The following is a 10,357-nucleotide window of genomic DNA, read 5'->3' as shown; positions in this document are numbered from 1 at the left end:
CCGCCAGGGACGCTCCGCGTTCCGCTGTCGACGCCTGACTTGAGCCCTGCGCAACGGTGACGCGGAGCGTCACTGGATGCATTCCCACGCAGAGCGTGGGAACGATCATCAGGGGGAGAGGAGTATCAGTTGATCGGCTGAGAGGTGATCGACCATTGGGGATCCAGCGGGCCGATCATCTCCAGCAGCCGTTTATAACCGGTACGCAAGATGCGCCACTCGCCTTCCAGCTTGACGTAGCAATCCTCGTAGATCGCGCTGCCGTTGAGCAGGGTCTGCTCATCGAGGTTGATGAACACGTCGTTGAGGTACCACAGGCCCGTGGCTTCATCACCGTTGACCGCAATCTCCGGGGTGTGGCCGTTGTGCATGCCGAAACGGCGGTTGGTAAAGCTGGTGCGGTAGAACTCGATAGCCTCTTCTATCCCGTTGAGTTCGAACTGGTAAGTCGGGCTGTCGAATCGGACCTTCACGTCGGGTGAAAGGATGCTGCGCAGCAGCTCAAGGTTGCAGGTATCGACTCCACGAAAGTAGCGGGCCTTGAGCTGTTTGATCTGCTCGATGGCAACGAGATCCAGCATGTCGGTAATCTCCAGGGGGAGGGCCACACGGGCTTCGCATGGCCGTCGCAAAAGAGGCGACGTTCACGTCGCCTTGAAGGGTTCAGCAGGGCAGGAAGTGGCCGCCGTTGACGTCCAGTTGCGCGCCGGTAATGGCCTTGGCGTAGTCGCTCGCCAGGTACAGCGCAGCCATGGCGCAATCACTGTCTTCAGGAATCTTGCGCAGCGGAATCTGTTGGGCGATCTGCTCGACCAGCGACTCCATCGGCACCCCCAGGCGCTTGGCTTCGCTCTGGAAGTAGCCAATCACCGGCGCGCCCCACATCCAGCCCATGAAGGTAGAGTTGACGCGGATGCCGAACGGGCCAAGATCCTGGGCCAGGTACTGCACGGCGGTTTTCAACGCGCCTTTGGAGACGGCATAGCCCGATTCCAGCTGGTTGGGGGTGCGGGTGGCCATGGTGTTTATCATGACGATGCTGCCGCACTTCTGTTTCTTCATCTGTGGGAGCACGGCCTGGGTCATGTGCAGGGTGCCGAACAGGTTGACGTCCATTGCGCTGCGCCAGTCGTCCATGGCCGATGCGGAGGAGGTGCCCCAGGCGCCATGGGCGTAGGCAGAGTTGATCAATACGTCGATCCGGCCGAAGTGCTCGGTCGTCAGGTCGGCGAGCGTCTGGCACTGTTCGGGCTGGGTGATGTCGGTGGGGACTTTCAGGATCGGGGTGCTGTAGCCAGCGTCGCGCACCGCTTGTTCGGCCTGATCGAGCTTGGCCGGCGTACGCGCGGCCAACACCACGGCCTTGGCCTGGTACTCCGCGGCACGCACGGCCAGCTTGATGCCCAGGCCAGGACCGATACCGGAAATGATGACGACTTTGTCTTTGAGCAACATGGCAATTACCTTCTTATTGTTTTGGTCGGGAATAAGGCGATCAGGCGCGACTGGCGTGCAGTTCTTCAGCGCGGCGTTTCAGGTCCAGGGCCATCTGGTCGAAGCCGATTTTTACCCAGGCGCCGTGTTCACGCATGATGGTGTCCTGGTTCAGGCCCAGGAAAATGTCAGTGGTGAAATAGCTGCAGCGGTTGGCATCGATGGCCTTGATGTACTGGTCGCGGCGGGCGGCGTCCATGTTCTCGGGAACGGGGCGCTGCTCCCACGACAACAGCTGCTCGGGGTCGCAGGCCACGAGGTATTCGAAGACCGGGACGGTCTCGCCGGTATCGGGAGTCAGTACCTGCATATGTACTTCGTCGCCGATCTGCAGGCCACAGCGGATGCTCGGACAGAAGCTGTTCCACAGGTGGTAATTGTCCAGGTCAACGAGCACTTCCCAGACCACTCGGGCGGGGGCGTCAATTTCCACTGTGTGGGAGGTCACTATGTTTTCGGCTCTGGCCATGACGGTCTCCTGTCGTGCGTTCAGTTGATGGGGCGGGAAGTGATCTGCAGGTGTTCGCTCAAGGGCTGGATCGTCTCGAGCAGGGTTTCGTAACCCGTCTGGGCGATCATCCAGCGCTCGCCGCGCTTGATGTAGCGATCCTGGTAGATCGCACTGCCATGCATGTGGGTGTTGTCCTCGAGGTTGATGAACACGTAGCTCAGGTACCAGAGCGCTGTGGCCTGATCGCCGTTGACTTCGATTTCCGGGGTGTGACCGTTGTGGGTAGCCAGGCGGGTCTTGGTGAACGAGGTGCGGTAGAAGTCCAGTGCATCGCCCAGGCCGTTGACGTGGAACTCGTAGGCCGGGCTCTTGAACGACAGGGCGACGTCCTCGGTGAGCATGTCCTGCAGCATCGAGAGGTTGCACGTGTCGATGGCGCGGAAATAGCGCGCCTTGAGCTGCTTGATCAGCTCGATTGCTTCTAGATCCAACATGGAAAGCCTCCTTGTGGGCAACTCACTCGCTGAGTTGGTATTCACTGGTTTGGATGCAGTCAATTTTCTCGAAGTCGATGAACTGGCTGGTCGATTCGTACATGGCCTGCTGGCGCTTTGCGCAGGTGTCCGGATCGCCAAGGGCTGCGAAGAACCCCTGCTGATTGCCAATGGCTTCGGGCGGGAAGTTTTCTTCGACGATGGCGTGCAGCACCGGCGCGCCGAAGGACAGCGAGCGCACCACGGTGTTCTGTCGGTAGCCGAAAATCGATTGCAGGGGATAGGCCTTGGGCCCGTGTCCGTTGCGCCAGGTGTCGTGCCATTGTTCGTAGCTCAACCGGTGGGGCTTGTGTAGCAGGGCCACCTGATTCATGCCGGGTGTGCGCTCGCCAAGCGGCACCCGGTACTGAGCGGCGCGAGCCTGGCGTTCTTCGGGGTAGGGCTCGGATTCCACCACCAGGTAAGCCTCCTGGCGGCGGGTCTTCGGCGCCACGATCGCCTGGATGGCGGGCCATTGCGAGGCACTGTCCAGCCACAACGAAAGCAGCCCGTCCAACGGCACGGCGCTGTTGGTGATGCGCTGTGCGTGGGCGGCGGCCACCGCCTCATCGACCACCATGACACGGATGTTTTTGGCGCCGGCACGGGCCAGTTCGTCGTGTAGGCCAAGCAAGTCCGCACGCCATTGCCCGGCGCTCGGTTGTGTCGGCTTCCACAAGGTCAACATGATTTTTTCCATGGTTACTCCAGCCCTTGTTCAGTGATTGACGCTCAGGTGGCGGGCGCGATATTCGCGGTAGTCCTCGGTCATTTGCGCCTCGTTAAGACCGAAGCGCTCCAGGCTGTAGTCATGGCTGGCGCGTTTTTCCCGGCTGTTTTGCGACAGCCAGGCCTGCGCGTCGGCGCGGGCTTTATCGGTAAACGCCAGGTCGGCAAAGGCGTAGACCTTCTCCAGCACTTGCAATGGCTGGGTCACGGTGTCGGCGAAGTTGATGTCGAGAAAGCGCTCGGCAGCGTGTTGATCGCGTACCTGCATGGTGTGCCGGATGCCGCGCGCCATGCGAGTGTTCCACTGCTCGCCGGCGGCTTTCGGGTCCGGGGTGTCGCTGTACATCTGCCACAGGGTGTGGGCCATGCTGGCCATCGACGGGATGGTCTGGGCCGGTTCGCGGTGGGTCAGAATCACCTGGGCCTTGGGGAAGACATCCAGCAGCAAATGCAAGGTGTGCAGGTGCTGGGGCGCTTTGAGCAGCCAACGCTGGCCCATCGGTTCACCCCGTTGTTGTTTCTGCCACTGCAGGAACTGCAGCATTTTTTTCAGTTGGGTGTAGACCGGGCGCTGGTCCTGGCGGTCCAGCCAGTGGGTGTAGCTGGGCACATTGACGTAGGCGTCCATGGCGCACATGAACGAGTGTTCCATGAGCATGAACTCTTCGTCGCAGAGCATGGCGTCCAGAGGGTGGATCGCCAGGATCTGCGGAATGACTTCGGCCATCAGGTCGACCTCGGCCTTGGCCTGGGCAATGCGCTTGGCCGGCACTGCCAGGGTTTCGTCGGCCAGCGGTGCCGGAAAACGCGTCTCCCACCAGGCGGCCGAGTAGAAGCGCGGGTCGACCGCCAGGGTGCGCTGAAGCATGGTGGTGCCAGTGCGCGGCAGACCCACGATGACCAGCGGATCGTCGATCGCTATCTCGATAATTTCCGGGTAACGGCGCAGGTAGTCCTCCATCACCAGGCGGTTGACCAGTTGCCCCACCAGCCGTTCTTCCAGCAAATACAGGCCGGACGGTGACAGCCGGGCTTCGGCGGCCAGCGCAACCAGCAGCGCCTGCAACGACTCGCGATAGTTGTCATCGCCAAAATCGCTCAGGCCATTGGCGCGCGCGATGGCGCTGGCCAACAGGTTTTCCACGGTCAGGTCTTCAATGCGAGTGAGCGCGTTCATACGACCTCCGCCACGGCAGACACGTTGATTACGCGAGTGGTGGGGTGGCATTGCTCCTGGGCGCCGACCCAGCGCAGGCACAGGGTGCCTTGGCGTACGCCGGCGGTTTGCAGCCAGTTGCTTACCCCAGGGTCGAGCTCGCTGAGTACCAGGGTCACGCCGCCGTTTTCGTCGTAGCGGGCCTGGTGCTTGTTGAAGCAGATCTGGTGGTAGCGGTAGTCCAGCGATTCCATCCAGTAGTTGTTGATCTGCAAGTTCCAGAAGTCGCAGTCCGGCACCTTGTCGATGTGAATCACCAGCGCCTCTTTCTCGGCCAGCGCCCAGTGCGAGTGGTAATAGAAGATGTTCGGGTCACCGCCCACGGACTGGCAGAGCGCCTGGTTGGCGGGAGGCAGTTGATTGCTGTGCGGCAGGTAGCTTTGGCTCCAGTCGGCGAACAGCCTCGCGGTGTTTTCCACGAAGCTCGATACCCGCGCCAGGCCCTGTTGGAATGTCGCCGGATCAAGGGCCTGCGGCTTGCTCTCGGTGCCGATGCGCTCAATGCTCAGCTTGGCCGGCACTTCGCTGCGACGGTCAAGAAACGTCTGGCGCACGATCAGGGCATTGGTGGCGTCTTCCATCTTCAGCCAGTTGCCCGGTTGCGGCTCGGTGCTGAGGATGATCTCGAAATTGCCCTGGGCATCGACCTGCAGCTGGCTGGCGTCGATGAAGCCGGTCTGGATCAAGGTGCCGTCGGTTTCGTAACCGCCTTTCTGGGTGCCAAAGCTCAGGTAGGCGACGCTGCCGCGCTGGCCTTTGATGCGGTATTGCAGCGTGCCGTCCAGGCGCGAGTACTCGTAGAGGTTGTCCGGGTTGTCGGCACCAATCTTCGCGGTCTCGTGGGAAGTCTTGAAAAAGCTGGGAAAGGCCGGGTCGGCAAACTCGATGTGCATCTCCAGGCCGATGCGCAGCAGGCGTGTGAGGTAGCGGAAACCTTCGGCGCGGGTGGCCGCATCGGCCGGTGCTTCGGGGCGCAGGATCTGCTCGCCGCAGCGCTTGAGGTGATCGCAGAACGTGGCCCAGGTCTGGCCACTCAACAACTGTTGTTCGTCAATAGAGCTGATTGTCATTGTTAGACTCTCTTGATGGGACGAGCACCGCCGCAGGGTGCTCGCTGGATGCCCGGCGAACCGGGCGCCGGGGCTAGAGTTCCTTGCCGATGAAGCCGCGCTCGATCAGCACCTCGATGATCCGATCCACTGCACCCTCGGGCGTCAGCTTGCTGGTCTGGATATGAATATCCGGCTTGCTCGGCACCTCATAAGGCGAGTCGATGCCCGTGAAGTTTTTCAGCTCGCCGCGGCGGACTTTCTTGTACAGGCCCTTGGGGTCGCGCTCTTCGGCCACGGCCAGCGGCGTATCGACGAAGATCTCGATGAACTCGCCTTCCTGCAGCAGCCCACGCGCCATCTCGCGCTCGGAACGGAAGGGCGAGATGAAGGCGGTCAACACGATCAACCCGGCATCCACGAATAACTTGGACACCTCGGCTACCCGGCGGATGTTTTCCACGCGGTCGGCGTCAGTGAAGCCCAGGTCGCGGTTCAAGCCGTGACGCACGTTGTCGCCGTCGAGCAGGTAGGTATGGCGGCCGCGAGCGTACAGGCGGGTTTCCAGCAGGTTGGCAATGGCCGATTTGCCGGCCCCCGACAAACCGGTGAACCACAGCAGCACCGGCTGCTGGCCCATCTGTTCGGCGCGAGCCTTCTTGTTCACATCCACGTGTTGCATATGGATGTTCTGCGAGCGGCGCAGGGAGAACTCGATCAGGCCGGCGCCGACGGTGGCGTTGGTCAGGCGGTCGATGAGGATGAAGCTGCCGGTTTCCCGGTTGTTCTTATAGGCATCGAAAGCGATCGGCTGGCTGGTAAACAGGTTGCACACGCCGATCTCGTTCAACGCCAGTTCCTTGGCCGCCAAGTGCTCCATGGTATTGACGTTGATCTTGTACTTGGGCACCGCCAAGGTGACCGACAGCGTCTTGCCGCCGATCTTCATCAAGTACGGGCGGCCGGCGAGCATGGCCTGTTCGTGCATCCAGATCAGGCTGACCTGGAATTGGTCGGCGACGCTGGCCGGGTCTTCGGCGGTGGACAGTACATCGCCGCGGCTGCAATCGACTTCATCGGTCAGGGTGAGGGTGATGGACTGCCCAGCCACGGCTTGTTGCAGGTCGCCATCGAGGGTAACGATGCGCGAGATCCGGCTCTCTTGCCCGGCTGGCAACACACGGACGCGGTCACCGGGATGGATCACGCCGCTGGCGATGGTCCCGGTGAAACCACGGAAATCCAGGTTGGGGCGATTGACCCATTGCACCGGCATGCGGAACGCCAGTTTCTGCTGGTGCGCCTCGTCGACCTCAACGGTTTCCAGATAGCCCATCAGCGTGGTGCCGCGGTACCACGGCATGTGCTCGCTCTGCTCGGTGATGTTTTCGCCGCGCAGTGCGGACATCGGGATCGCGGTGAAATCCTGCAGGTTGATCTGTTTGGCGAAGGCGCGATAGTCATCGACGATGGCGTTGAAGACTTTCTCCGAGTAGTCCATCAGGTCCATCTTGTTGACCGCCAATACCACCTTGCGAATGCCGAGCAGCGAGGCCAGGTAGCTGTGACGCCTGGATTGGGTCAGTACGCCGCGTCGGGCATCGATCATCACCACGGCCACGTCCGCGGTGGAAGCGCCAGTCACCATGTTGCGGGTGTACTGCTCATGGCCCGGGGTGTCGGCAACGATGAACTTGCGCCGGTCGGTGGAGAAAAAACGGTAGGCCACGTCGATGGTGATGCCTTGTTCGCGCTCGGCGGCCAGGCCATCCACCAACAGGGCGAAGTCCAGTTCGCCACCCTGGGTGCCGTCTTTTTTCGAGTCGGCCTCCAGCGCTTCCATCTGGTCTTCGAAGAGCATTTTCGAATCGTAGAGCAGGCGTCCGATCAGGGTGCTCTTGCCATCGTCGACGCTGCCGCAGGTGATGAACCGCAGCAGGCTCTTGTGCTCGTGGGCCTTGAGGTATTGGCCGATATCCTCGGCAATCAGGTCAGATACGTGTGCCATTAGAAATACCCCTCTTGTTTTTTCTTCTCCATCGATGCGGACGAGTCGTGGTCGATCATTCGCCCCTGACGCTCGGACGTGCGGGTCAGCAGCATTTCCTGAATGATCTTGGGCAGGGTGTCGGCCTCGGATTCGACGGCACCGGTGAGCGGGTAGCAACCCAGGGTGCGGAAGCGCACGTTGCGCATCATCGGCACTTCACCCGGGTTGAGCGGCATGCGTTCGTCATCGACCATGATCAGCATGCCGTCACGCTCGACCACCGGGCGCGGCGCGGCGAAGTACAGCGGTACGATCGGGATGTTTTCCAGGTAGATGTATTGCCAGATGTCCAGCTCGGTCCAGTTGGAAAGGGGGAAGACGCGAATCGACTCGCCTTTGTGCTTGCGCGTGTTGTACAGGTGCCAGAGTTCCGGGCGCTGCTTCTTCGGGTCCCAGCGATGCTGGTCGGAGCGGAAGGAAAAAATCCGTTCCTTGGCCCGGGATTTTTCCTCGTCGCGTCGCGCACCGCCGAAGGCCGCGTCGAAACCGTAGTGATCCAGCGCCTGTTTCAGGCCTTCGGTCTTCATGATGTCGGTGTGGATCTGCGACCCGTGCTTGAACGGGCTGATGCCCATTTCAATGCCTTCGGGGTTGGTGTGGGTCAGCAGGTCCACGTTCAGCTTGGCCACCATCTGATCGCGGAAGCGATACATCTCCTGGAACTTCCAGGTGGTGTCGACATGCAGCAAAGGGAAGGGCGGCTTGGCCGGGTAGAAGGCCTTCATGGCCAGGTGCAGCATGACCGCGCTGTCCTTGCCGATGGAGTAGAGCATGACCGGGTTGTCGGCTTCGGCGACAACCTCGCGCATTGCCTGGATGCTCTCGGCCTCCAGTCGTTGCAGGTGGGTAAGCGTCATAGATTTTCCTCTCGCTTTTTGTTGTTGTCGTTTATCAACGTACAACTGCTGCGATTCGGACTTATGCGCGACTTGATGTTTTAACATCAGGCGCAACATCTGCAGCATGGGGTCGCGGGGAAGAGGGGGGGCGATGGTCGCTGGCACATCGTCATGGCTGACGCGCGCGGCTTGCTGACTGATCTGGGTCGCCAGTTCGCGGGCACCGCTGAGCATTGCGCTGGCTTGCGGCAGATGGAACAGATGCAGGCGTTCAGCGCGTTCGCCAGCCCAGGTGATAAAGGTCGCGGCGCGTTGCCAGTGCATGCCCGAGAGCAGCGCGAAGACTTTGCGTTCGGCCGAGCGACACAGGCGGTCGAAGAACTCTTCCAGGTGGGGGGCGCGCAACCCGTCTTCGTAAGGCAGCCAGAGCACCTTGCCGCGATTGCTGACCGCGCGCAGCACCCCGTAACTGAGCTTGCCCTGGTCGTTGCGCGCACCGTAGTCATCGATCCAGTGGATCTCGCCGTTCTGCGTACGCGCCTGTTCGAGAATGTCCCGGTAGGTGCTGCGGTACCAGCGCTGCACCGCCAGCGAAGCATTGGCGACACGCTTGGCCGGGCGCTCGGCATTGAGCTGCCAGCGTTGCAGATAATGGGCGGCGGTGCGTTCTGGCAGGTCGATATCGTGCAGACGCTTGACCAATGCCTGCATCGCTTCCAGTTGCCAGAGCAGGAACGGCAGCTGGTGCCGTTCCGGCAGCGTGCTGACCAGCAATTGGTAGATGCTGCGTTCTTGCTCGGCGCTGAGGCTGCGGCCCTCACCTTGCTTGCGCCCACGTTCGCGCACAGGCACGGCGCTCCAGCCACCGGCTTGCCACGCCTTGTAGGCAGAGATGATGGTCGGCGATGAGAGCCCGGTGTCCTGGCTGATGGTCTTGAGCGTGCTGCCGCCGATGCGCAACTGCACGGCACGCAGGCGCAGCTGGTTGATCTGCGCAACGGATAACTGATTGCCGTGGGACACGGGAACTCCTGTTAAACATCCATTTGCTGAGTGGCGGGGCTGTAGATGTCTGTACTGTTCCCGGATCCGCAAAACGGCGCATAGGCCGAACGGACCATACGAAGAACAAAAACAGGAGAATTCCCATGAACGACTCAATGACTGTTCTGCTTGAAGACGTCATCGGTATTGTTCGCGCAGCGGGCGAGCTGGTGATGGAGGTGTATCGCTCGGATTTCGAGGTGCGCGGGAAAGTCGATACCTCGCCGGTGACCGAGGCTGACGAGCGCGCCGAGGCGCTGATTCTGCAGGCCTTGGCTGCACGCACGCCGCAGATCCCGGTGATTTCCGAAGAGGCCGCCGCTGCCGGCCATGTGCCCGAGGTGGGCCAGCGGTTCTGGCTGGTGGACCCGCTGGACGGCACCAAGGAGTTCATCAATCGCAATGGCGAGTTCACCGTCAATATCGCCCTGATCGATAACGGTGAACCGGTGCTCGGGGTAGTCCTGGCGCCCGCGCTGGACCGACTGTTTGCCGGTGCCCGTGGTTACGGCGCCTTTATCGAACAGACGGGAGAGCGCCAGGCAATTCACTGCCGAACGGTGTCGCAGGAGGGGCTGGACGTGGTCGCCAGCCGCTCCCATGGCGATGCCGAGGCGCTGGATAAATTCCTCGACGGGCGTCAGGTGCGTTCACTGAAAAGTGCCGGTTCATCGCTGAAGATTTGCCTGGTGGCTGCTGGCGAAGCAGACCTTTATCCGCGCCTGGGGCGCACCATGGAGTGGGACATTGCCGCGGGGCATGCGGTGCTTGTCGCGGCCGGTGGGCAGATTCGCACCCTTGCCGGCGATGCGCTGCGTTATGGCAAGCCCGGCCTGGACAACCCGCATTTCTACGCTCAGGGTCTATAGACCTCAGACGCTTGCGTGCGCTGGTTGCATATTTGGATTGGGTGTATATCCGTTGCTGCGGTAACGGCGACTTATGGTTTCGC

General features: G+C 61.4%; 10 protein-coding genes. 1 reads left to right on the top strand and 9 read right to left on the bottom strand.

The annotated features are described in order from the left end of the window. Positions 1 to 125: 125 nt before the first annotated feature. The 9 genes from PG5_RS31635 to cysD form a co-directional block, all read right to left on the bottom strand. On the bottom strand, positions 126 to 581 hold the full coding sequence (locus PG5_RS31635) for a nuclear transport factor 2 family protein (RefSeq protein WP_020801155.1): 456 nt from the start codon (positions 579 to 581) through the stop codon (positions 126 to 128). An 82-nt stretch (positions 582 to 663) separates the two neighbouring features. Beyond that, complete coding sequence (locus tag PG5_RS31630; protein WP_020801154.1) at positions 664 to 1,455, bottom strand: SDR family oxidoreductase; 792 nt, start codon at positions 1,453 to 1,455, stop codon at positions 664 to 666. A 40-nt stretch (positions 1,456 to 1,495) separates the two neighbouring features. Then, positions 1,496 to 1,963 carry an SRPBCC domain-containing protein gene (locus PG5_RS31625; protein ID WP_020801153.1) on the bottom strand — a complete coding sequence of 156 codons (468 nt, stop codon included), beginning with the start codon at positions 1,961 to 1,963 and terminating at the stop codon, positions 1,496 to 1,498. Between the two features lie 20 nt (positions 1,964 to 1,983). After that, positions 1,984 to 2,439: a nuclear transport factor 2 family protein gene (locus PG5_RS31620; RefSeq protein ID WP_020801152.1), complete on the bottom strand. Its 456-nt coding sequence runs from the start codon at positions 2,437 to 2,439 to the stop codon at positions 1,984 to 1,986. Between the two features lie 22 nt (positions 2,440 to 2,461). Beyond that, positions 2,462 to 3,178, bottom strand: a complete 717-nt coding sequence (locus PG5_RS31615; RefSeq protein WP_020801151.1) for an EthD domain-containing protein — start codon at positions 3,176 to 3,178, stop codon at positions 2,462 to 2,464. Positions 3,179 to 3,196: 18 nt separating this feature from the next. Continuing rightward, entirely contained in the window at positions 3,197 to 4,384 is a 1,188-nt protein-coding gene (locus PG5_RS31610; RefSeq protein ID WP_020801150.1) for a sulfotransferase, read from the bottom strand. Continuing rightward, positions 4,381 to 5,493 (bottom strand): DUF1214 domain-containing protein, encoded by a 1,113-nt coding sequence (locus PG5_RS31605; RefSeq protein WP_020801149.1) that lies wholly within the window; start codon positions 5,491 to 5,493, stop codon positions 4,381 to 4,383. Before PG5_RS31605 ends, PG5_RS31610 begins: the two co-directional genes overlap by 4 nt. 73 nt (positions 5,494 to 5,566) lie before the next feature. Beyond that, positions 5,567 to 7,480: a sulfate adenylyltransferase subunit CysN gene (cysN, locus tag PG5_RS31600; RefSeq protein WP_020801148.1), complete on the bottom strand. Its 1,914-nt coding sequence runs from the start codon at positions 7,478 to 7,480 to the stop codon at positions 5,567 to 5,569. Further along, a complete protein-coding gene (gene cysD, locus PG5_RS35115; protein WP_225441952.1) occupies positions 7,480 to 8,466 on the bottom strand; it encodes a sulfate adenylyltransferase subunit CysD in 987 nt (328 codons plus the stop codon). The genes cysN and cysD overlap by 1 nt, the downstream gene beginning before the upstream one ends. 1,043 nt (positions 8,467 to 9,509) lie before the next feature. Between cysD and cysQ the strand changes: the two genes are divergently transcribed. Then, complete coding sequence (cysQ, locus tag PG5_RS31590) at positions 9,510 to 10,274, top strand: 3'(2'),5'-bisphosphate nucleotidase CysQ (protein ID WP_020801146.1); 765 nt, start codon at positions 9,510 to 9,512, stop codon at positions 10,272 to 10,274. Positions 10,275 to 10,357: the final 83 nt, after the last annotated feature.

Source organism: Pseudomonas sp. G5(2012), assembly GCF_000408945.1.
Taxonomy (GTDB): domain Bacteria; phylum Pseudomonadota; class Gammaproteobacteria; order Pseudomonadales; family Pseudomonadaceae; genus Aquipseudomonas; species Aquipseudomonas umsongensis.
The sequence above is the reverse complement of the archived record's forward strand: the minus strand, read 5'-3'. Positions and strand labels throughout refer to the sequence as shown.

Bases quoted from the DNA above. Each gene is read 5' to 3' on its own strand.
- PG5_RS31630 (WP_020801154.1), bottom strand. From the start codon at position 1,455: ATGTTGCTCAAAGACAAAGTCGTCATCATTTCCGGTATCGGTCCTGGC.
- cysN (WP_020801148.1), bottom strand. From the start codon at position 7,480: ATGGCACACGTATCTGACCTGATTGCCGAGGATATCGGCCAATACCTC.
- cysD (WP_225441952.1), bottom strand. From the start codon at position 8,466: ATGTTAAAACATCAAGTCGCGCATAAGTCCGAATCGCAGCAGTTGTAC.
- PG5_RS31610 (WP_020801150.1), bottom strand. From the start codon at position 4,384: ATGAACGCGCTCACTCGCATTGAAGACCTGACCGTGGAAAACCTGTTG.
- PG5_RS31620 (WP_020801152.1), bottom strand. From the start codon at position 2,439: ATGTTGGATCTAGAAGCAATCGAGCTGATCAAGCAGCTCAAGGCGCGC.
- PG5_RS31615 (WP_020801151.1), bottom strand. From the start codon at position 3,178: ATGGAAAAAATCATGTTGACCTTGTGGAAGCCGACACAACCGAGCGCC.
- PG5_RS31605 (WP_020801149.1), bottom strand. From the start codon at position 5,493: ATGACAATCAGCTCTATTGACGAACAACAGTTGTTGAGTGGCCAGACC.
- cysQ (WP_020801146.1), top strand. From the start codon at position 9,510: ATGAACGACTCAATGACTGTTCTGCTTGAAGACGTCATCGGTATTGTT.
- PG5_RS31635 (WP_020801155.1), bottom strand. From the start codon at position 581: ATGCTGGATCTCGTTGCCATCGAGCAGATCAAACAGCTCAAGGCCCGC.
- PG5_RS31625 (WP_020801153.1), bottom strand. From the start codon at position 1,963: ATGGCCAGAGCCGAAAACATAGTGACCTCCCACACAGTGGAAATTGAC.